This window comes from Paracoccus sp. S-4012 (assembly GCF_009674885.1).
Classification (GTDB): domain Bacteria; phylum Pseudomonadota; class Alphaproteobacteria; order Rhodobacterales; family Rhodobacteraceae; genus Paracoccus.
In genome coordinates this window covers 35651-57454 of sequence record NZ_WKKA01000004.1, presented here as the reverse complement: position 1 = coordinate 57454, position 21804 = coordinate 35651, and the positions used below count along the sequence as shown (strand labels likewise).

Here is a 21804-nt window from a genome sequence, read left to right as displayed (position 1 = left end):
GGACTGCGGTTCGATAGCGGCACACAGCCCGCAGCCCGAGAGCGTCAGTGCCGTTGGGTGGCTATCGATGTTATCCTCCCCCGCAATCGCGGCAGCCGAAGGCACCGGCCCCGCACGGCAGTTCGATTGCAAACGCAAGCAGTCTATGCAGGATGCGCAGCTTGAATCGGGCACAACCTGCGAGGGAAAGGGCGATGAACCCAGACGGGACTCTAGAGGTGGCGGGGCTGCAGCATGATGCGGTGATCCGGGTCGATCGCTGGGGCATCCCGCATATCGAGGCGGCATCGACCCGCGACGCATGGTTCCTGCAGGGCTTCAACGCGGCGCGCGACCGGCTGTGGCAGATCGACCTCTGGCGCAAGCGCGGCCTGGGGCTGCTGGCGGGCGACTTCGGGCCCGGCTACCTCATGCAGGACCGCGCCTCGCGGCTGCTGCTCTACCGCGGCGACATGGCCCCGGAATGGGCGAGCTATGGCGCCGACGCCGAAGCCATCTGCACCGCCTTCGCCGAGGGGATCAACGCCGCGATCGACCTCGTGGAGGCGGGCAGGATGCCGCTGCCGGCAGAGTTCTCGCGCTTCGGCACCCGGCCCGCCCGCTGGGCGCCCGAGGACGTGGTCCGCATCCGCAGCCATGCCCTGTCGCGCAACGCGCTGTCCGAGTTCACGCGGATGCGCGCGCACCGCGCCGGTGCGGGCGACGTGGACCTGCTGCGGAAGCTGCTGCGGCCCGCGGTGCCGGAGGCCGAGTTCGACCTGATCCCGGACCTTGACCTGCCCGAGAACGCCATGGACGCCTACCGGCTGGCCACCTGCCCGGTGAGCTTCGACCCCGAGCGGCTGAAAGCCACCCTTGCCGAGGCGGGCAGATGGGGCCGCGTGGATGTCGAGTCCGGCCTCGTGGTGGCCGAGGGTTCCAACAACTGGGCCGTGGCGGGCAACCGGACCGAGAGCGGGCGGCCGCTGATGGCCTCGGATCCGCACCGCGCCTATGGCACGCCGTCGCTGCGCTATCTGGTCCATCTGGAGGCGCCGGGGCTGAGCCTGATCGGCGGCGGCGAGCCGTCCTCGCCCGGCATCATGGCGGGACACAACGGAACGGCCGCCTTCAGCCTGACGATCTTTCCGGCCGATCAGGAGGACCTGATGGTCCTTCAGACCGAGGGCACGCAGTTCCGCCACGGCGACGGCTGGCGCGAGATGCGGGTGGTCGAGGAGGTGGTCCCCTGCGCCGGGCATCCCGACCAGACCGTCGAGCTGCGCTTCGGGGGCGAGGCGCCGGTGCTGTGGCAAGGCCGCGGCGTCGCGCTCGCGCTCCGCACCGTGATGACCGAGCCGGGCACCGCGCCCTACATGGCCGCCCTCGCCACGTCGCGCACGACCTCGCCCGAGGCGTTCCGCGAGGCGCTGATGGGCTGGGGCGCGCCCACGGTCAACATGGTCTATGCCGATGCCGAGGGCCGCATCGCCTGGCAACCCGCGGGCTTCGTGCCGCGCCGCACCGGCTGGCGCGGGGTCGTGCCGGTGGCGGGCGACGGGCGGTTCGAATGGGAGGGCTTCATGACCGCCGCCGACCTGCCGGGCGAGACCGACCCGGCGCGCGGCTTCGTCCATTCGGCCAACCAGTTCAACCTGCCCGAGGGCTGGGACCACGACGCCCGGCCGGTCAGCTTCGAGTGGTACAACGACGGCCGCGCCGCGCGCGTCGCCGGGGTGCTGGGCGAGGGGCCGACCAGCGTCGAGAAATCCTGCGCGCTGCAGACCGACACCTTCTCCGACCTCGCACGGCGGCTGACCGGCTGCCTCGCCGAGGATGGTTCTGCCGCCGTGGCGATGTTGCGGGGCTGGAACTTCCGCCTCGACGCCGACAGCGCGGCGGCGCTGCTGTTTGAGACCTGGCTCTCGCGCTCGCTGCGCCCGGCGCTGATGGAATGCGCGCCCCGGGCGCTGCGGGCCGAATTCGACATGGGCGACATCGGCGCGGTGCTGGCGCTGTTCGAGAACCGCGCCCCCCGCCTCGGGGCGGCGTGCGGCCTCGACAGCCCGCAGGCGCAGGCGCTGCTGTTGAACCGCACCCTCGCCATCGCCTGGGAGGAACTGCGCGTCAGCCACGGCGACCCGGAGGACTGGACTTGGGGCGAAGCGCACCGCATCCGCTTCCGCCCCGCCTCGGACCTGACCGACGGCGGTGAGGCGCTGCCGGTCGGCGGCAGCGGCACCACCGTGATGCTGACCGACTACGATCCGCCGGATTTCACGCCCCGCTTCGGCGCTTCGATGCGGATGGTGGTCGATGTCGGCGCCTGGGACGAGAGCCGCTGGATCAATACGCCCGGCCAGTCGGGCGACATGACCTCGCCCCACGCCCGCGACCTGGCGGCGATCTGGGCAAAGGGCGAGTATGTGCCGATGGTCTATACGCGCGAGGCGGTGGAGGCGGCGACCGAGGTGGTGCTGACGCTGAAGCCGGGGCGCGGCTGAGGCGTGGCTGCCGGGGGTTTTCCACCCCCGGACCCCCGGAGGATATTTGGGTCAAGGCGAAGCGATGCGCCGCGGCCCTGGTGGACGCGGCGCTTCTTCATGGGGCAGGGGGGCGGCGGGGGTCAGTCCTTCGCCCGCTCCACATAGGTGTTGTCGGCGGTGTTGATGACGATGCGGGTGCCGACGCCGATATGCGGCGGCACCATGACGCGTACGCCGTTGTCGCACATGGCGGGCTTGTAGGACGAGGACGCCGTCTGACCCTTCACCACCGGCTCGGTCTCGGTCACTTCGACGGTCACCTTCTGCGGCAGCTCCAGGGCGATCGCCACGCCGTCATGGACCTGCAGGAAGACGCGGATGCCCTCGGTCAGGTAGGGGGCTTGGTCGCCGACGACGTCGCCGCCCACGGTGATCTGCTCGTAGGTCTCGGGCTCCATGAAGTGGAAGCCCTCGCCATCCTCGTAGAGGAAGTCGTAGCCGCGCTCGTCCACATGCGCGCGCTCGACCTGCTCCGTGGTGCGCCAGCGTTCCGAGACCTTCACCCCGTCCGAGATCCGGCGCATGTCCACCTGCGTGACCGGCGTGCCCTTGCCGGGATGGAAGTTCTGGGCGGTGAGGACGACGTAGAGCTTGCCGTCGAGATCGACGACGTTGCCCTTGCGGAGGGTGGAGGCGATGACTTTCACGGGATGCGGTCCTTGTGGTCGGATGGCGCGCGGGATAGGCGCGCGCGGGCATGAAATCCCGCACGCCCTAGCGCATGGCGCGGCGGATCGCCAGACGGAAGCCCGATGACCTGGTGGGACAGAGGCCGCCACGCCGACCGCCGCCCGGCGCTGCTGGCGCGCAACCGGATTCAGGCGGCGGTGCGGGGCTGGCTGGCCGAGGAGGGGTTCGTCGAGGTCGATCCGGCGGCGCTCGCCGTCTCGCCGGGAAACGAGGCGCATCTGCACGCCTTCGCCACCGAGGCGATTGGCAATGACGGGGTCGGGCGGCGGCTTTTCCTGCACACCTCGCCCGAGTTCGCGATGAAGAAGCTGCTGGCCGCGGGCGAGACCCGGATTGCCGCCTTCGCCCATGTCTGGAGGAACCGCGAGCGCGGCGTGCTGCACGAGCCGGAGTTCACGATGCTGGAATGGTATCGCGCGGGCGAGGGTTACGAGGCGCTGATGGCGGATTGCGCCGCGCTGCTGCGGCTGGCGGCGGAGGCGGCGGGCAGCCGGGCGCTGCAGTTTCGCGAGGTGGTGTGCGATCCGCTCGCGGCGCCCGAGCGGCTGTCGGTGGCGGAGGCCTTCGCGCGGTTCGCGGGGGTGGACCTGCTGGCGACGGTGGCGGCGGACGGCGCGACCGACCGCGACGGGCTGGCGCGGCAGGCGGAGGCAGCGGGCGTGACGGTCGCAGCGGATGACGGTTGGTCGGACATCCTCAGCCGGGTGCTGGTCGCGCGGGTCGAGCCGCATCTGGGGCATGGCCGCGCCACGATCCTCGACCGCTACCCGGCGCCGGAGGCGGCGCTTGCCCGACGGGCCGCGGACGATCCGCGGGTGGCGGAGCGGTTCGAGCTTTATGCCTGCGGGGTGGAGCTGGCGAATGGTTTCGGCGAGCTGACCGATCCGGCGGAGCAGCGGCGGCGGTTCGAGGCCGAGATGGACGAGCGGGCGCGGGTCTATGGCGAAGCGGCGCGCTATCCGCTGGACGAGGATTTTCTGGCCGCGCTCGGGTCGATGCCGGAGGCGAGCGGGATCGCCCTCGGCTTCGACCGGCTGGTGATGCTGGCGACGGCGGCGCCGTCGCTCGAGGCGGTGCAGTGGGTGCCGGTGCCGTAGGGGCGGCGGAGGATCAGTCGGCGGCGTTTCCGGGCAGGCCGAACTGCGCCGCAAGCTCGGCGCGGTAGGCCCGCGCCGCCTGACGGTGCCGCGCGTCGAGCCCGTATTCCTCCGCCAGGGCCTTCTGCACCGCGGCGATCTCGGCCAGTTGCGCCGCGCCCATGCCGGCGACCGTCACGCTGCCGCCGTGGCGGCGGTGCAGGTTCTTCGACGCGGCGATGAACGCCGCCCCTCCTTTTCGCATCAGCGCCAGATAGACCAGCCAGTCGCCCGTGAAGCGCCGCGCGGTGATCGCCTCGCCCTGCTCATCAAGCACCCCGCGCAGCGCGTCGGCGCGCATGACGACGGCGCTCGCATTGGGGATGGTGTTCTTGAGATAGAGCGCCGCGGCGACCTCCTTGGGACCGGTGCTGGCGTGGCTCGTGGCCCATTTCTGCGGGTCCACCGTGTCCACCCAGTAGCGGTAGTCGGCGGCCGTCATCCGGCCGTCGGCGTCGATCTGGGCGCTGTCGGTGTAGGCGAGGACCGTGCCCTCGGCCTCGAAGCCCGCCATGGCCGTTGTGAGGAAGTCGGGCGCGGCGAGGTCGTCTGCCTCGGCGATCCAGACGTAGTCGCCGCGGGCCATGGCCACGCCCTTCCGCCACTGGCGGAAGACGTTGCCGGAGTTCGCTTCGGCCGGGACGATGCGGATCGGACGCGGGCTGTCCGCCGCCAGTTCCTCGAGCACGGCGAGGCTGTCGTCGGTCGAGGCGTCGTCCAGCACGATGATCTCGAGGATCGGGAAGTCCTGGGCGATGATCGAAGCGATCCGCTCGGGCAGGTAGCGGGCGTAGTTGTAGTTCGGGACGATCACCGAGATGCGCGGCACCGGCGCCCCGGCGAGGGCGAGGAGGTCGAAGACGTAGTCGGTGAAGCCGCATTCGGCCTCGACCGCATCGCGCGCGGCGGCGGTCATGGCGGCGGTGGCCTCGGGCGCGGCGAGCAGGCGGGTGGCGGCTTCGGCCATGGCGCCCGTATCTCCGCGCGGGACCGCCACGGCGAGGCCCCGATGGGCGAGGTCGCCGGCGCCGGTCGCGCCCTCGAAGAGGACCACGGGCACGCCTGCCGCCATCGCTTCGAGCACCACCGAGGGGTAGGGGTCCTCGCGCGAGGTCAGAAGGTAGGCGTCGGCGGCGTCGTAGAAGGGGCGCGGATCGTCGCGGCGGCCGGGCAGGTGCAGCCGGTCGCCAAGGCCGTGGCGGGCGATGCGGTCGCGCAGGGCGTCGATGGTGGAGCCGTCGTGATGGCCGAGCCAGATCGCATGAATATCCTCGCCCGAGGCATGCATGGCCGCGACCGCGTCGATGAAGAGGTCCACACCCTTGCGGAGGTCGGTGTAGCCGACGCCGAGCAGCAGCCGGGCCGAGGCGGGCACGCCGAACTCGGCCCGGACCGCACGGCGGGCCTCGGCTGCGGTGGATGCGGTTCGGGCCTCGCGGCGCTGATAGAGGCCCTGCGGCCGGATCACCGCCTGCGGGACCGGCCCGCCCGCCGCCGCCTCGAAGTCGCGCTGGACGGCGGTCGCCGCGAAGACGACCGCATCGGCATGCTCGCGGATCGCGCGGGCCTGCGGGGCGAGGCCGAAGTCGCGCAGGACCGAGGCCATCTCGTGGACCAGCGACACGCAGCGGTAGCCCGCGGCCTTGAGTTCGGGCAGGAGGCCGCCCGTGACCGCGGTGTTGACGATCGCGACCTGCCCCTCCTGCTGGCGCAGCGCCGTCAGGCGGGCGATGCGGGCTTCGGCGCTCTTGGCCGGGTCGAGGATATGCGTCAGGCCGAGCGCGCGGTAGTCGTCCAGCAGCGGGCCGCCCTCGCCCAGCAGGATCGTGACCCAGATGCCGTTCGCGCGCAGCGTCCGGGCGAGCGCCAGCAGCAGCATCTGCGCACCATGCGGATGGGCGTCGTGGCCTACGAGCAACACATGCCGCGGCCGCGCGCCGGGATCGAGCGCATCGCGCGTCGCTTGCAGCCAGGCGTAGCCCCAGCTCTGGTCCGGCTCGAGGATCGCGCCCTCGGCCCATTCGTTCCAGGCGTTGATGAAGACCAGCCGGTCGCTGTCGTCCACCGCGTCCCGGCGCGTGCGGGCGACGGCGTTCTCGACCCATTCGCGATACTGGCCGGGATTGGAACGCAGGAAGACCGCGCCGCCGTTGCCCTTGCGACGGGGCGTGTTGTCCCAGGCCGGGTTGACCGAGCGGTAAAGGCGGTAGCCAGGGCTCGGATAGGCGCGGCTGCGGGCGACGTAGGAGGTCCAGTCGTAGACATGCGCGCTGAAGCCCTCGCGCTTGCCCTGAACCTCATCGAACAGCTCCGGCGGGCTGGCGTTGTTCGGCGGGAACTCGATTGCGGCGTCGAAGCCGTAGGCGGCCGGGTCGGCGCTCTCGAAGGACTGGGTGTAGGCGAGGTGGATCTCGCCCACGCCGTTCTCGCGGCACCAGTCGCGCCAGCGGGCGGCGGTGGCCTTCGGGTCCGGCAGCAGCGAAGGGCGGTAGACGATGACCAGCGGCCGGCCGCCGACGCGGATGTAGCGCCGGTCGCGCAGGTAGGGGGCGAGCTCGGCAATGAAGGCGAGGTCGTCCTCGGGCGAATGCGCCTGCGCGATCAGCACGTCGCTGTCCTTGCCGTCCCAGCGGCGCGACCAGTTCTCGTTGGCCCAGGCGATGCAGAAGGGGAAGTCGAGCGTCGGATCGGCGAGCCAGTTCTCGACCGGCTTCTCGAGCAGCCGGTGGCCGCCGAACCAGTACCAGTAGAAGCAGAAACCGCCGATCCCGTAGCGGCGGGCGAGCTCGATCTGGCGGCGCATCACCTCCGGGTCGCGCAGGTCGTAATAGCCGAGTTCGCCCGGCAGCTTGGGCTGGTCGTGGCCGGGGAACTGCGGCTCGGCGGCGCGGACATTGGTCCATTCGGTGAAGCCCTCGCCCCACCATGCGTCGTTCTCGGGGATCGGGTGGAACTGCGGCAGGTAGAAGGCGACGGCGCGGGCCTTGGGCGCGGCGAGGTCGGCCACCATCCGCATCGGCTCGAAGGCGGGCGCGGGCCCGAGGACCGGGTCGGCGCCGGCCAGCGGGTCGTGTCCGGGGAGTGCCAGCCGCGCGGCGTTGGGCAGGGCGTTGAACTCGGCCCAGCGTTGCCAGAGGCGGCTGCGGCGCATGATCGGTGCGAGGCGCGTGAAGACCGTGGACTTGACGCGGGCGCGGGTCGCGTTGCCCATCGGCAGCGCCAGCCAGAGGGCGCGGGCGGCGGCGCCGGAGGCGATCCGCGGACGCTCGCCGCGGACCATGCCGGAAACCGCGCGCAGCGGCGCCGTCACCCGCCAGGAGGTCGAGGCCTCGAGCGCCTGGGCGCGCTCCCAGCCGGCGGCGGCGTCCTGCCGAACCGTCTCGAGCTCGGCCTCGAGGCGGAGCGCCTGGGCGCGGGCGCTGTCGCGCTCGGTGCCGAGGGCCGCGACATCGGCTGCCAGCGACCGCAGCCCGGCAAGCTCCGCCTCGTGGGCGCTGGCCCGATCCCAGCCGGAGGCGGCCTCCGACTCCAGTCGTGTCGCTTCGGCGCGCACCGATTCGAGTTCGGCGTTCAGCGCAGCGACATGAGCCACCAGCGGCCGCTGGGCGGCAAGCTCGGCCTCGCGCGCGGCCGCCTCGCCGCGGGCATGCTCCAGCTGGCCGCGGAGTTCGGCGATGAAGTCGTCGTTCTTGCTGTTGAGGGCGACGATCTGGTGATGCAACTGACCGATGCCGTCCACCGCCGACTGCAGGCGCTGGTTGCGGGCCTGCTCGACCGCCACATCATTGGCGAGGATGGACGCACGGCTGAGCGCGGCCTCGCGCTCGGCCTCGATGGCGGCGATCGTCGGGGCGGTCAGGGCCGCGATCTCGTCAAGGCGGGCGCGGGCCGCATCGAAACGGGCCATGAGCGCCGGGTCGTCCGGCGCCGAGGCGAACGCGTGCAGCCCGTCCAGGACCTCCCGCCCGAGGCCACTGGTCGCGGGTTCGGTGGCGAGTGCCGCAGCATCGGCGCGCTCGTGGCGCTCGCGTGCCCGCACGAAGGCGGCGATCCCGGCCGCCGCGTCTGTCTCGGCGCCCGGGGGCGGCCCCAGTTCGAGCTGGTCGAAGATCCGCGCCAGCTCGCCCCGCCAGTCCGACAGCAGAGCCTCATAGGAGACGAAGCTGCGGCGCCGCCCGCGGCTGTGACGCTCGGCCTCGAGGGTGAAGCGCAGCCAGATCAGCACCGCCTGGCTGGCCGGAATGCCGTTGCGCCGCTCGATCGAGGCCGCGACTTCGAGCGGGTTGCGGAACGGCAGCACGCAGCGCGAATCGCAGCCTGCCGCGTCGAGCGCGGCAAGCGTCAGCGGCGCGGTCAGCGACATTCGCGGCTCCTTGAGGACCAGTCGCGGCTCGTCTTTCGTTCCGCGCTTGAGGAAGTCGCGGATCGCGGCCTCGTAGTCCCCGGCCCCCTCGCGCATCTGCGCGAGGTTCAGCGGCCGCCACTCGCGCCACGACGCGCCCGCGCCGTGCAACAGGTCGTCATGCAGCGCGACCAGCCGCTCGGGCTCCCAATGGCCGAGGCGGTTCGAGGGGCTGGCGCCCACCAGATCTTCGGGCAGCCCGAACCCCGCGAGGTTCAGCACCCGCGTCAGCATGCTCGTGCCCGAGCGGTGCATCCCGAGGACCAGCAGGCAGAGCCGCTGTGCGGCGGGAGCCGCCGTGCCCTGCACCCGCGCGCCCGCCGTGCTGCCGCCATCCGTCATCGCCGTCTCCGTCATGCCGTCCCAACCGCGCCGCGCCGGTCGCCCGCCTCCGCCACGGGCCGCCGAGCCCTAGCAGATTCTTCCGAGCGTTGAAGCCCCGTTTCCCGCAGGGCTTGCGCCGGCCGCGCCGCTTGGCGAGGGTGCGCCCGTCCCGTCCCGCGCCGCGAAGGAGCCGCCATGCAGATCGAGCCGACCGCCCTTCCCGGGGTGGTGATCCTGACCCCCGCCCGCCACGGCGACGCCCGCGGCTTCTTCTCCGAGGTCTGGAACCGGCGGACGCTGGCCGAGGCCGGGCTCGAGCTGCCCGAGTTCGTGCAGGACAACCAGTCGCTCTCGGCCCGGGCCGGCACGCTGCGGGGCCTGCATTACCAGGCGCCGCCCCACGCGCAGGGCAAGCTCGTGCGCTGCGGGCGCGGGCGGCTCTGGGACGTGGCGGTGGATGCGCGGCGCGGCTCGCCCACCTACGGGCGGCATGTGGGGGTGGAGCTCTCGGCCGAGAACGGCCGCCAGCTCTGGGTGCCGGCGGGCTTCCTGCATGGCTTCGTGACGCGCGAGGACGACACCGAGATACTCTACAAATGCACCGCCCATTACGACCGCGCCGCGGACGGGGCGGTCGCCTGGGACAGCCTCGGCATCGACTGGGGCGTCGAGGCGCCGGTGCTGTCGGACAAGGACCGCGCCGCGCCGGCCTTCGCCGACTGGACCTCGCCCTTTGCTTGGGAGGACTGAGATGGACGACGGCTCGGGCTATCTCCTCTACCACTCGATCGGGCAATATCCGGGAAAGGCCCGCGATCTCGCCGCCGCAACGGCGGCGTTCGCGGAAATCTGGGCCCGGCCCGATGACGGCCAGTGGCCCGCGGTTCTCGGGCTCCGGGCGCGGTTCCTCGACCGCTGGCGGGCGCTGATCGGCGCGCCCGAGGCGAGCCTGACCACCGCCGAAAACGTCACCGCCGCCGTCGCCGCGCTGATGCTCGGCCTGCCGGAGGAGGTCCTGCGCGGCCGCAAGGTGCTGGTCGCGGCGGACTGCTTCCCCTCAGTCCATTTCCTGCTCTCGGGCCTCGCGCCGCGGCTCGGCTTCACGCTGGAGACGGTGCCGATGCGCCAGGGGGCCGCCTGGGTCGAGGACGAGGACTTCGCCGCCGCCTGGGGGCCGGAGGTCGGCGTGGCGCTTCTGACCTGGATCAGCTCGACCAGTTCGCACCGGATCGACCTGGAAGGGCTGGTCGCGCATGGGCGCGCGCGAGGCTCTGTCATCGGCGTCGACATTACCCAGGGCGCCGGGCTGCTGCCCTTCGACGTCATGGCCCCGGCGGTGGATTTCACCGTCTCGACCTCGCTCAAGTGGCTCTGCGGCTCGCCGGGCGCCGGGATGCTGCATGTCGCGCCGGACCTGACACGCCGTTGCACCCCGGCGGTGCGGGGTTGGTTCAGCCAGCCGGACCCCTTCAACTGGGATCTCGAGGGGTTCGCCTATGCTTCGGACACGCGCCGCTTCGACAGCGGCACGCCCTCGGTGATGGCCGCCGCCGCCTCGCTGCCGGCGCTCGACTGGCACGCCGCGCAGGAGGCGGGCGCGCTGCTGGCGCAGAACCGGGCGCTTTCGGAGCAACTGGCCGACGGGCTGCACCGGATCGGCCTGCAACTCGTCAGCCCGGCCGACCCCGAGGCGCGGGGCGGGAGCGTCATGGCCCGCATTCCCGACGACGGGACCTCCGCGGTGCTGGCGGCGATGCGCGCCGCCGGCACCCATGCCGACGCCCGCGGTCCCGTGCTGCGCCTGTCGCCCGGGATCATGACCACAGGCGGAGGCGTCGACCGCGCCCTCGCCGCCATCGCAGACGCCCTGCGCGCCTGATCCCGCCCTTGCAGCAGCGGCAACGCCACGGTACGGCTGACTCCTGCCGGAGGCGTGGCAGAGTGGTTGATTGCACCGGTCTTGAAAACCGACGTGGGCGAAAGCCCACCGTGGGTTCGAATCCCACCGCCTCCGCCAAGTACCCTTGACTTATTAGTATTTTTTTGATCGCTTTTCCGGCTACCCACCAATATCCCCGCCATACAGAAAGCACTTGGATGCTGCGTGGTGCGACAGGTCTGTCTCTTCCCCTCCATGCGATATCTCGGCTAGTTTGAGGCAACCCGTTCGGGGAAATCGCTTCTCGATTAGCGGTTTTTTCAACCTGAGCCGAAAAGGACCGCACGTGAGCAAGCTGGAAGACCTAAGGAGTGGGGCAATGGTCGCGGGCGTCATCCCAAACCAGATGGTCGAAGCGGTTTCGGTCGAATGGATCGGGGATCAAGCGATCAACCTCGTCTACCGGGTGCCGGGCGGAAGCGTTGCGGAAACCACACTCTATCGTGATGACGAGCATCGCCTCGCCGTCGAGCAACGGGGCCGGATATGGTCCTTTGATGCCGAGGGGAGCCTTCTGAGGCTGGTCACCGAAGCGAACCGGATCAAGCTCGCGCATTACTTCGATCCGTATCTGGCAATTCACACGAGCCTCGTGGATCCGCTTCCGCATCAGATTACCGCGGTCTATGGCGAAATGCTGCCGCGGCAGCCGCTCCGGTTCCTGCTTGCCGACGACCCGGGAGCCGGCAAGACCATCATGGCGGGCCTCCTGATCAAGGAGCTGATCGCGCGCAGCGATCTGGAACGCTGCCTTATCGTTGCACCCGGCAGCCTCGTCGAGCAGTGGCAGGACGAACTCGGGGAGAAGTTCTCGCTCGAGTTCGACATCCTTTCCCGCGACATGATCGAGACCTCCCGGTCCGGCAACGTCTTCAATGATCGAAACCGCTTGATCGCCCGTCTGGATGTACTCGCGCGCAACGAGGATCTTCAACACAAGTTGGCATCCGCCCCAGAGTGGGACTTGATCATCTGCGACGAAGCTCACCGCATGTCGGCGAGCTACTTCGGTGGCGACGTAAAATACACCAGGCGCTACCAGCTGGGCCAACAACTCGGGCAGGTCTGCCGCCACCTGCTACTGATGACCGCCACGCCCCACAACGGCAAGGAGGAGGACTTCCAGCTTTTCATGGCGCTGCTGGATGGCGACCGCTTTGAAGGCCGCTTCCGCGACGGCGTGCATTACGCCGACAGCGCCGACATGATGCGCCGCCTGACCAAGGAAGAACTGCTCAAGTTCGACGGCAGGCCGCTGTTTCCTGAACGTCGAGCCTACACTGTGAAATACGCCCTGTCCCCTGCTGAGGCCGCACTCTACAGCGCAGTCACGGAGTACGTCCGCACTGAAATGAACCGGGTGCAGCGGTTCGCCGAGCAGGATGGCAAGAAACGGAACAATGTCGGCTTCGCGCTCCAGATCCTCCAGCGTCGTCTCGCCTCGTCGCCTGCCGCAATCTACCAGTCCCTCAAGCGCAGACGAGAGAGGTTGGAGGCTGAGTTGGGTGAAGCCAGGCTGGCTGGCAAGGGGCGCGCTGATTTTCACGAGCCGAGCGTCCCGGATGAAGTGCTGAAGAACATCGACGAATACGGTCAGGACGAGGTTGACGAGCTTGAGGATCTGATCTCGACCGGCGCCACAACCGCTGAAACGGTCGAGCAGCTCGAGATCGAGGTGCAGACCCTGAAGGGGCTGGAGATCATGGCGCTCGACGTCCTCCGCTCGGGCAAGGATACCAAGTGGACGCAGCTCGATCGCATCCTCGACGATGAGCTGATGATCGACAGCGACGGACACCGACGCAAGCTGATCATCTTCACCGAGCCCAAGGACACCTTGCACTACCTGCTCGAAAAAGTGCGAGCGCGCCTTGGAAAGCCAGATGCCGTCGAGGTCATCCATGGGGGCGTGACACGGGAAGAGCGGCGTAAGGTCGTCGAGCGCTTCATGCAGGATCGGGACATGTTGGTCCTGATAGCGAACGATGCCGCAGGCGAGGGTGTCAACCTTCAGCGCGGTCATCTGATGGTCAATTACGACCTGCCCTGGAACCCGAACAAGATCGAGCAGCGTTTCGGCCGGATTCACCGGATCGGCCAGGCCGAGGTCTGCCATCTCTGGAACCTTGTCGCTGCCGATACCCGTGAAGGAGAGGTCTATGCTCGTCTCCTCGAGAAGCTCGAGGCGGCGCGGGAAGCCCTCGGCGGCCGCGTCTACGACGTGCTGGGCGAGCTTTTCGAGGGAACGGCACTGCGCGATCTACTGGTAGAAGCCATCCGGTACGGCCAGCAAGAGGATGTCAAGGCGAGGCTGTTTAAGGCGGTCGACGGCGCGGTCGATCAGCGGCACCTTCTTCAGCTTCTGGAGCGCCGGGCTCTCACCAACGACACCATGCCGGCCGCCCGCGTGCACGAGCTGCGGATCGAGATGGAGCGGGCCGAGGCGCAGCGCCTCCAGCCGCACCATATCCAGAGCTTCTTTGTCGAGGCATTCAAGCACCTCGGTGGCCAGATCAAGCGCCGTGAGGAAGGCCGCTGGGAGATCACCCACGTCCCGCTCAGCATCCGCGAGCGGGATCGCCAGGTCGGCATAGGCGCGCCGATCCAGAAGAAGTACGAACGGATCTGCTTCGAGAAGAGCAAGATCAACCAGCAACCCGTCGCAGCCTTCATCTGCCCAGGCCACCCGCTGCTTGAGGCCGTGATCAGCCTCGTTCGCGAGCAGTACGATCATCTCATGAAGCGCGGGGCCATCCTGGTAGACGACACGGATCCGGGCGAGGAGATCGCGGCGATCTTCCTGCTGGAGCATAGCGTTCAGGACGGCCGACCCACGGCCACGGGGTCTCACATCGTCTCCGAGCGTCTCCAGTTCGCCGCGATTGATCGGAACGGTGTGGCAACCAACGCTGGCATTGCACCCCACCTGAACCTCCGCCCGGCGGGCCCCGAAGAGATCGCGCGCGTCGAGGACCTGCTCCAGGCCGACTGGCTGCGCACCGACCTCGAAAAGACCGCCGTACGTTTCGCCACAGTCGAGCTCGCCCAGAAACACGTCGCCGAGGTGAAGGCGCGCCGCATCCCCGAGATCGACAAAGTCGAACAGGAGGTGAAGGCGCGGCTCAAGAAAGAGATCAACTACTGGGACGCGCGCGCCTTCGAGCTGAAGGAGGAAGAGCGCGCCGGCAAGAAGACGCGGCTCAACTGGCAGAATGCCCAGCGTCGGGCCGAAGAGCTGGCCGAGCGTCTGAAGCGCCGGCTGGAGGCACTCGATCAGGAACGCTTCATCTCCGCCCAGCCGCCCCGCGTGCGCGGTGGCATGGTCGTCATCCCGCGCGGTCTGCTGATCTCTCGCACACCGGCGGACGAGCTTGCCGCAACGGCGAACGGCTTCTCCGAGGATCCGGTCGCCCGGCGCAATATCGAGATCGCGGCGATGGATGCGGTCATGGCAGTCGAGCGCGCGCTCGGGAACGCGCCCACCGACGTTTCCGCGCAGAAAGTCGGCTACGACATCGCCTCCTACGATCCCGAGGCGGACCATCTGCGCTTCATCGAGGTCAAGGGCCGCATCGACGGGGCCGACACCGTGATGATCACGCGGCAGGAGGTTATCACCTCGCTGCACGAGCCCTACAAATTCATCCTCGCAGTCGTCCAGGTCGAGGACGGCTTCGCGCGCGAGCCGCGCTACGTCCGCGGAGCTCTGGACACGCGCGAGCCGCCCTTCGAGCACAACGCCATTCAGTTCAGCATCAGGAGCCTGCTCGAGCGCGCGGAGGTTCCGCGGTGAGCCCAGCGTGCCCCGGCGGAGGAGAGCAATTGGAAATCTGGAACATCATCTTTTCCGGCGTTCTGGCGGCCGCGGTCTCGGGACTCCTGACGTGGCTGATTGCCGGATGGCAGCACCGGATGCAAAGCAAGCGCGCCTTGTTTGCGCGTCTCATGGCTTCTCGCTCCGTGCCCCTCAAGGACACGTTTTTCGACGCTCTGAATGAGATTCCAGCAACTTTTGCGGGAGACAAGCGAGTGATGAGCTCGTGGAAATCCATGCTTCTAAAGATTTCCAAGGGTCAGACGATTGAAAACGATGATCTCATCCGACTTTTGCGCGAAGTCGCGAGTTCTGCAGGAGCCGATTTTTCCGACGTCACCGATGATGAGCTAATGACCTCATTTAGGCACGGCGCCTAAACCATACCGCAGAAAGAGACAATGCCCCAGACCTACAAGAAGAAACTCATCGAAGTCGCCATCCCGCTGGAAGCGATCAACGCGGCCTCGGCGCGGGAGAAGTCGATCCGGCATGGGCATCCCTCGACCCTGCATCTGTGGTGGGCGCGGCGGCCGTTGGCGGCGTGCCGTGCAGTGCTGTTCGCGCAGCTGGTGGACGATCCCTCGTCCTGCGTGGATGAGCTGATGGCCGACCCGCAACTGCGGGCGCGGGCCGAGGGGGAGCTGCCCGGGCGGGTCGCGGCCTGGGAGAAGAGCAAGGCGGCGGCCAAGGGCGCGGCGGCGAATGCGCCCAAGCCGACGCTGGAGGATGTGGCGGTCGAGATCGAGCGCAAACGGCTCTTTGCCATCATCGAGGACTTGGTGAAGTGGGAGAACTCGACCAACGAGGAGGTGCTGGAACGTGCGCGGGCCGAGATCCGGCGCAGCTGCGGCGGCGTGCTGCCCCCGGTCTATGACCCGTTCTCGGGCGGCGGGTCGATCCCGCTCGAGGCGCAGCGGCTGGGTCTGCCCGCCTATGGGTCCGACCTGAACCCGGTGGCGGTGATGATCGGCAAGGCGATGATCGAGATCCCGCCAAAATTCAAGGACATGCCCCCCATCCACCCCGGCATCAAGGAGCGGTCGTTCTACCGCAACGCCGAGGGGTTGGCCGAGGACGTGAGATACTACGGCAACTGGGTGCGCGAGAAGGCGTGGGAGCGCATCGGGCATCTCTACCCGCAGGTGGACCTGCCCAAGGAGTATGGCGGCGGCAAGGCGACGGTGATCGCCTGGATTTGGGCGCGGACGGTGCCAAGTCCGGACCCCGCGTTTTCAGATGTGCAGGTTCCTGTAACGTCTAGTTTTACATTGGGAACAAAGCCTGGCCGCGAAGCGTGGATAGAGGCCACACCGAGCCGAATGGCCCGGAGTGTCTCGTATGAGGTCAAGCGGAAAGGGACAAAGGAGGAAATTAAACAGGCCAAGAAGGGCACCAAATCTGGCCAAGCAAATTTCCGCTGTATTATTTCTGATGCGCCCATTTCTGGGGCCTATGTTGATGCAGCCGCATCGAGAGGGAAGATGGGGCGAGTACTTCTTGCGGTCGCCGCGGAAGGGAAAAGGGGGCGGGTCTATCTAAGCCCAACCGCGCAACAGCTGGCCGCCGTTGAAAGCGCGAATGAGGAAATTGGGGAACTTAATACAGCTTTCCTGAAGGTGCCCTGTCGCGGAACCTTTGCAAGTAACGCTCAAGGTCGAAGGTACGGCTTCGAGACATTCGAGGATTACTTCCTGCCCCGTCAGCTTGCTAGTCTAACGACTCTCTCCGATGTCCTTCGAGAGCTTCAGGCCGAGATGGTCGCCGATTGTATCAAGGCCGGCATTGCTGATGACGGTATCCCCCTTGCCGACGGGGGCCGCGGAGCCAAAGCTTATGCGGAAGCCGTGAGGGTGTATTTGGCTTTCGCAATCGATCGCTCCGCTGACCGTGGCTCTACCATTTGTTCTTGGGACTCGTCGCCCAAAATGGAAGCGCTTAGGAATACCTTCGCACGCCAAGCTATCCCGATGACTTGGGATTTTGCAGAAGGCAACCCGTTCTCAGGATCAAGTGGAAATTTCAGCAGTAACGTAGATTGGGTCGCGAGGGCTGTTGAGCTCATCGTTCCAGCATCGGACGGCCACATTACGCAACACGATGCTCAGACAGTCGCTTACCCCCCCTCGGTCGTGATTTCTTCTGATCCGCCCTATTATGACAACATTGAGTATTCTGATTTGTCAGATTTTTTCTATGTTTGGCTCAAAAAGAATTGTGCCGATATATATCCTGATAGCTTTGGATTTTTGTCCACTCCAAAGAGCGAAGAGCTGGTCGCAACCCGGTATCGCCATGGCGGGCAAGACGAAGCAGATATTTTCTTCCTTGATGGAATGACTAAAGCCCTCGAGAAAATGACCAGTCAGATTGGACCACATCTTCCGGCAACGATCTATTACGCCTTTAAGCAAAGCGAGATGGAGAGCGAGGGAATAAGCTCTACTGGATGGGCAACCTTCTTGCAGGCCGTCGTTCAGGCGGGATTTTCGATTGTGGGAACGTGGCCTATGCGGACAGAGATGTCTAATCGCATGGTAGCCGCTGGCACCAACGCCCTCGCCAACTCGGTCGTCCTTGTCTGCCGAAAGAAGGAAGCGACAGCCGACACCGTCACCCGCGCGGAGTTCATCCGCGCGCTGAAACGCGAACTGCCCCCGGCCATCGCAGAGCTTCAGGCCGCCAACATCGCCCCGGCCGACATGCCGCAATCGGCCATCGGCCCCGGCATGGGCGTCTTCTCACGCCACCGCGCCGTGCTCGAGGCCGACGACAGCGCGATGACGGTCAAGACCGCGCTGCAGCTGATCAATGCCGAACTCGACGAATATCTCGGCGGCATCCGGGGCGAGTTCGACGTTGACACCCGCTTCGCCATCACCTGGTTCGAGCAGCACGGCATGGGCAAGGGCGACTATGGCGTGGCCGACAACCTCGCCCGCGCCCGCGGGATCTCGGTCGACAGCGTGAAGCATGCCAACATCGTCGAAAGCGCGGCGGGCAAGGTGCGGCTATTGAAACGCAACGAGCTCGACCCCGACTGGGCGCCCGAGGAGGACGGGCATCTGACCGTCTGGGAATGCCTGCAGCACCTCGTGCGCCTGCACGAGCGGACGGGCCTGTCGCACGACAGCGCGGCGCTGCTCAAACGCTTCGGGCCCCAGGCCGAGGCGGTGAAGGATCTGGCCTATTGCCTCTACGACATCGCCGCCAACAAGCGGCGCGAGGCCTCCGAGGCCACGGTCTACAACGCCCTAATTGCCGACTGGTCCGAACTGAGCCAGATGGCCGCCACGGTTTCGCTTGAAGGGCGGAACCGGCAAACGCGATTTGAACTGTAAGGATTCCCTCGATGGCCAAATCTACCCGTCAGCATGTGTTCGAGGGCATGGAGCTTCTGCCCGAGGCGTTGATCCCCTTTGTCGAGAAACGCTTGGAAAGCTCGCTCAAGGGTCACTGGCAGCTGCAGGTGATCGAACGCGTCCAGGGGCTGCGTCCGAACAGTTCCGGACAGGTCGGATGGGACCAGCAGGGACTGCTGAAGACCATGATGGCCTTCTGGAAGGAAGCCTTCTCGATGGTTCTCGGGCATCCGGAGCGGTCCTACGTGTCCGAGCTGCTCGAGGTGCGCAACAAGATCGCGCACAACGAGACCTTCACTTACGACGACGCCGAGCGCGCGCTCGACACGATGCGGCGGCTGCTGGAGTCGATCAGCGCCAAGGAAACTGCCGAGAAGATCAGCGCCTCGCGCGACACGATCCTTCGGACAAAGTATGCCGAGCTGGCCCGGAACGAGGAGCGGCGGAAGACAGCGCGGCTGGACATCTCCGTCGAGACCGTCGGCGGGCTGTTGCCTTGGCGCGAGGTGGTGGAGCCGCACCAGGACGTGGCGACGGGCGAGTTCCAGCAGGCCGAGTTCGCCGCCGACCTCGCCAAGGTCCACAACGGCAGCGCGCCCTCCGAGTACCGCAACCCGCGGGAGTTCTTCGCCCGCACCTATCTGACCGAGGGGCTCAGCACGCTGCTGATCGGCGCGGCCAAGCGGCTCAGCCGCGGCGGGGGCGATCCGGTCGTCGAATTGCAGACGAACTTCGGCGGCGGCAAGACGCACTCGATGCTGGCGCTCTACCACATGGTGGGCGGCACGCCGGCTGAGGACCTGCCGGGGCTGGATCAGCTCATGTCGGGCAGCAGGCTTGCGGTGCCCGCTAAAGTCAATCGCGCGGTCTTGGTGGGCACGTCTCGCGGGCCACAGGACGTGATCTCGCTGGAGGGCGGCCGGAAGATCCGCACGACCTGGGGCGAGCTGGCGTGGCAACTGGGCGGTGCGGAAGCGTTCGGGATGGTGGCCGAGAACGACGAGCGGGGGATCGCGCCGGGCTCGAACCTGCTCGAGGCGCTGTTCAAGAAGTACGCGCCCGCGCTCATCCTGATCGACGAATGGGTCGCCTACCTGCGCCAGATCTACAAGGTCGAGGGTTTGCCGTCAGGGTCGTTCGACGCGAACCTGTCGTTCGTCCAGTCGCTCACCGAGGCCGTAAAGGCGAGCCCTGGCGTGCTGCTGGTGGCCTCGCTGCCTGCCTCGCAGATCGAAGTCGGCGGCGAAGGCGGTCAGGAGGCGCTGGCGCGGCTCAAGCAGACCTTCAGCCGCGTGGAGTCGTCATGGCGCCCGGCTAGCCAGGAGGAAAGCTACGAGATTGTCCGGCGGCGCCTGTTCAAGGACATCCCGGGCGACAAGTTCCATCATCGCGACAACACGTTGAAGCAGTTCGCCAAGCTGTATCGGGAGAACGCGAACGACTTCCCCAACGGCTGTTCCGATGAGGACTATCGGCGGAAGCTGGAAAAAGCCTACCCCATCCACCCGGAGCTGTTCGACCAGCTCTACACCAGCTGGGGCTCGCTCGAGAAATTCCAGCGCACCCGCGGCGTGCTTCGCCTGATGGCGCAGGTGATCCACGAACTGTGGATGGGCAACGATCCGTCCGTGATAATCATGCCCGGTAGCGTCGCAATAAGCTCTGCGCGCGTCGAGCCGGAGCTGCTGCACTATCTCGACCCCAGCTGGCAATCGATCATCGCAGGCGACGTGGATGGCGTGACGTCGACACCATACAAGATCGACCAGTCGGCCCCGAATCTAAACCGCTACTCCGCGACGCGCCGCGTTGCGCGCGCGGTGTTCATGGCGACCGCCCCGACGCACAGTCAGGAGAACAAGGGGCTGGACGACAAGCAGATCAACCTCGGTGTCGTTCAGCCGGGCGAACGCCCAGCCATCTTCGGCGACGCGCTGCGCCGGCTCGCGAACCAGGCCAAGTTCATGCACAGCGACCTCGGCCGATACTGGTACTCGATGTCTGCCAGCCTCAATCGACTGGCTGCTGACCGCGCGGCCCAGTTCGAGGAGGCGCTCGTCCTCCACGAGATCGACAAGGCGCTCGGCAGCTACATCAACGGCCTCGCAGATCGCGGGCATTTCGACACCGTTCAGGTCGCCCCTGGCAGTTCGGCGGATATCCCCGACGAGCCCGGCGGTGTCCGAGCAGTGGTTCTCGGCGTCGCGCACCCTCACACCGGCAGGGAGGGGTCAGAAGCTCTAGCGGAGGCCAGGGACATCATGATGCAGCGCGGCAGCACACCCCGCGTCTACCGCAACATGCTGGTATTCCTCGCCGCTGAGCAGCGTCAGCTGGACAATCTGAAGTCCGCTCAACGTGCCGCACTTGCCTGGGCAGAGATCGTTCGCGAGACCAAGCGCCTCAACCTGACCCAGAGCGACAGCGCCATGGCGGAAGTCAAACTCAACGAGGCCACCGAGACCCTGAAGACGCGGACGAAGGAAGCTTGGTGCTATCTGATCTATCCGGTGCAGGAGAGCGCTCAGTCCGACGTCGAGTGGACGTCAGCCAAGGTTCCGGCCCAGGATGGCCTGCTGGCTCGCGCCAGCAAGAAACTGGTCAGTGATCAAGGGATCTGGCCCGAGCTCGGACCGGACAACCTCAACCGTCAGCTCGAAAAGTACATCTGGAACGGCAAGCCGCATCTGCATCTCAAGGATTTGTGGGAGTATATGAACCGGTACACCTATCTTCCACGTGTGAAAAACAGAGCCGTTCTGTCGAAGGCAGTGCACGCGGCTGTCAGCGGCATGCTTCCGGGGCCATTCGCTTACGCAGAGCGGAGGGACGAGGTAGCGGGAAGCTACGTCGGCTTGGCGATCTCCGGTGCTTCGAGCGCTCACGTTGTGATCGACAGTGAATCCGTCATTATAAGGCCGGAGATTGCGGATCAGTGCCGGCAGAAGCAAATGGCTGCCGCTCCCGAGGCCTCCTCACCTGTCGAAACCTCTGGGCCGGAAGAGACGAAACAGTCTACTCCAGGAGCACCATCCAAGGTTCCGGAAGAGCATAAGCCCACCAGGTTCCGCGGTACGGTGATGATTTCGCCAGAACGCCCTGCGCGGGATATACACCAGATCGTCGAAGCCATCATCGAGCAACTGACAACGCTTCCGGGTGCGGATGTCACGATCAAGCTCGAGATCGATGCCGAGGTCTCGGCTGGTCTGGACCGTGCAAGGGTGAGGACACTGGTGGAAAACGCGACAACATTGGGGTTTATCGACAAGCATCTCGGGTAATCCCTCGAAGTGCGCGCACGAGCTCACGCTGTTCTGTAAGGGCGCGTCAGCTCTGTCTAATACTAAAACACGAAAGGGCCTCTTGGGTTTGAGCGATTTTGTTTGCGTGTTCGCTGCAAGGCCATTCGACTCGAAGTGGGCGGGACTCGGAGCGTTGCAGGATGAGTAAAGACGCCACGTCGCGAAACCCCACGGCCAAATCCTTCGATGAAATTCACGCGCTGATGAGCCCCGCTCGAGGGCGCGGTGGCCGAGACGCAGGCCTGCGCGAATATCAGTCAGCCGGTCGGCCGCAGGATAGAAAATTTACTTTGGGGAAGGCAGCTGT

At 67.1% G+C, this 21804-nt stretch carries 10 protein-coding genes and 1 tRNA gene; 9 read left to right on the top strand and 2 right to left on the bottom strand.

Annotation, left to right across the window (positions count from 1 at the left end; all coding sequences use genetic code 11):
- Window positions 1-194: 194 nt before the first annotated feature.
- Window positions 195-2483, top strand: a complete 2289-nt coding sequence (locus GI374_RS07095; protein ID WP_154336335.1) for a penicillin acylase family protein — start codon at window positions 195-197, stop codon at window positions 2481-2483.
- 122 nt (window positions 2484-2605) lie between these two features.
- Here GI374_RS07095 and efp read toward each other — a convergent pair whose 3' ends face one another.
- Window positions 2606-3172, bottom strand: a complete 567-nt coding sequence (efp, locus tag GI374_RS07090; RefSeq protein ID WP_370515197.1) for an elongation factor P — start codon at window positions 3170-3172, stop codon at window positions 2606-2608.
- Window positions 3173-3277: 105 nt separating this feature from the next.
- Here efp and epmA point away from each other — a divergent pair, with 105 nt between their 5' ends.
- Window positions 3278-4312 (top strand): EF-P lysine aminoacylase EpmA, encoded by a 1035-nt coding sequence (gene epmA / locus GI374_RS07085; RefSeq protein WP_154336334.1) that lies wholly within the window; start codon window positions 3278-3280, stop codon window positions 4310-4312.
- A 13-nt stretch (window positions 4313-4325) separates the two neighbouring features.
- Here the strand turns inward: epmA and GI374_RS07080 are convergent, their stop codons facing one another.
- Entirely contained in the window at window positions 4326-9110 is a 4785-nt protein-coding gene (locus tag GI374_RS07080; protein WP_154336333.1) for a glycoside hydrolase family 99-like domain-containing protein, read from the bottom strand.
- Between the two features lie 162 nt (window positions 9111-9272).
- Here GI374_RS07080 and rfbC point away from each other — a divergent pair, with 162 nt between their 5' ends.
- The 7 genes from rfbC (at window position 9273) to GI374_RS07045 (ending at window position 21476) form a co-directional block, all read left to right on the top strand.
- Window positions 9273-9827: a dTDP-4-dehydrorhamnose 3,5-epimerase gene (rfbC, locus tag GI374_RS07075; protein WP_154336332.1), complete on the top strand. Its 555-nt coding sequence runs from the start codon at window positions 9273-9275 to the stop codon at window positions 9825-9827.
- 1 nt (window position 9828) lies between these two features.
- Window positions 9829-10956 carry an aminotransferase class V-fold PLP-dependent enzyme gene (locus GI374_RS07070; RefSeq protein WP_154336331.1) on the top strand — a complete coding sequence of 376 codons (1128 nt, stop codon included), beginning with the start codon at window positions 9829-9831 and terminating at the stop codon, window positions 10954-10956.
- A 48-nt stretch (window positions 10957-11004) separates the two neighbouring features.
- Window positions 11005-11094: transfer RNA gene (locus GI374_RS07065), tRNA-Ser, on the top strand.
- A 208-nt stretch (window positions 11095-11302) separates the two neighbouring features.
- Window positions 11303-14809 carry a helicase-related protein gene (locus tag GI374_RS07060; protein ID WP_370515196.1) on the top strand — a complete coding sequence of 1169 codons (3507 nt, stop codon included), beginning with the start codon at window positions 11303-11305 and terminating at the stop codon, window positions 14807-14809.
- A 29-nt stretch (window positions 14810-14838) separates the two neighbouring features.
- On the top strand, window positions 14839-15210 hold the full coding sequence (locus tag GI374_RS07055; RefSeq protein ID WP_154336330.1) for a DUF6680 family protein: 372 nt from the start codon (window positions 14839-14841) through the stop codon (window positions 15208-15210).
- Window positions 15211-15231: 21 nt separating this feature from the next.
- On the top strand, window positions 15232-18171 hold the full coding sequence (locus GI374_RS07050; protein WP_154336329.1) for a DUF1156 domain-containing protein: 2940 nt from the start codon (window positions 15232-15234) through the stop codon (window positions 18169-18171).
- Window positions 18172-18182: 11 nt separating this feature from the next.
- On the top strand, window positions 18183-21476 hold the full coding sequence (locus tag GI374_RS07045; RefSeq protein ID WP_154336328.1) for a DUF499 domain-containing protein: 3294 nt from the start codon (window positions 18183-18185) through the stop codon (window positions 21474-21476).
- Window positions 21477-21804 lie beyond the last annotated feature (328 nt).

What these genes read in the sequence shown, in the direction of transcription:
- rfbC (WP_154336332.1), top strand. Translation starts at nt 9,273, where the DNA reads ATGCAGATCGAGCCGACCGCCCTTCCCGGGGTGGTGATCCTGACCCCC.
- GI374_RS07080 (WP_154336333.1), bottom strand. Translation starts at nt 9,110, where the DNA reads ATGACGGAGACGGCGATGACGGATGGCGGCAGCACGGCGGGCGCGCGG.
- GI374_RS07095 (WP_154336335.1), top strand. Translation starts at nt 195, where the DNA reads ATGAACCCAGACGGGACTCTAGAGGTGGCGGGGCTGCAGCATGATGCG.
- epmA (WP_154336334.1), top strand. Translation starts at nt 3,278, where the DNA reads ATGACCTGGTGGGACAGAGGCCGCCACGCCGACCGCCGCCCGGCGCTG.
- GI374_RS07070 (WP_154336331.1), top strand. Translation starts at nt 9,829, where the DNA reads ATGGACGACGGCTCGGGCTATCTCCTCTACCACTCGATCGGGCAATAT.
- GI374_RS07045 (WP_154336328.1), top strand. Translation starts at nt 18,183, where the DNA reads ATGGCCAAATCTACCCGTCAGCATGTGTTCGAGGGCATGGAGCTTCTG.
- GI374_RS07050 (WP_154336329.1), top strand. Translation starts at nt 15,232, where the DNA reads ATGCCCCAGACCTACAAGAAGAAACTCATCGAAGTCGCCATCCCGCTG.